Source organism: Thiomicrorhabdus heinhorstiae (genome assembly GCF_013391765.2).
GTDB lineage: Bacteria > Pseudomonadota > Gammaproteobacteria > Thiomicrospirales > Thiomicrospiraceae > Thiomicrorhabdus > Thiomicrorhabdus heinhorstiae.
The window spans coordinates 1-460 of record NZ_JACBGI020000063.1 but is presented as its reverse complement, the minus strand read 5'-3'; the positions used below and the strand labels follow the sequence as shown (position 1 = coordinate 460).

Sequence of the window (460 nt, the reverse complement as noted above, 5' to 3'; positions counted from 1 at the left end):
CGCTTGTATTTGCTGCTTGATCAGCTCGCCACGCAGGAAGCCTTGACACCGAATCGCGTCAAAACCATTTTGGACAAGTTTGTCGAATCGCATCAAGGCTTGAGCACACACGCCTTTGTCGAATTCAAGTTCGATTACTACGAACGCCGCCTCTCGCTCAAAAGCGACAACAGCGGCTGGAAACACTACCCGACCACGCTGCGCGGTGAGCTGCGCAACGGCCAATTCGAGTGCGAGCTTTCCATCGAAGTGCCCTACTCTTCAACCTGCCCCTGCTCAGCCGCGTTATCGCGCCAGCTGATTCAGGAAGCGTTCGAAGCGCAGTTTGCCGGAAAGTCGCTGGACTACAATACGGTTCTGGCCTGGCTGGGCACGCCCGAAGGCATCAACGCCACACCGCACAGTCAGCGCTCCTACGCGCAGGTTAAGGTCAAAGTGCAGGCCGGCGACCAGCTGGAAA

At 57.2% G+C, this 460-nt stretch carries 1 protein-coding gene; it reads left to right on the top strand.

What is annotated here, in order from left to right; all coding sequences use genetic code 11:
• The coding region (locus H8792_RS12370) for a GTP cyclohydrolase, FolE2/MptA family (protein WP_185979390.1) at nt 1–460 on the top strand (460 nt) is incomplete at both ends.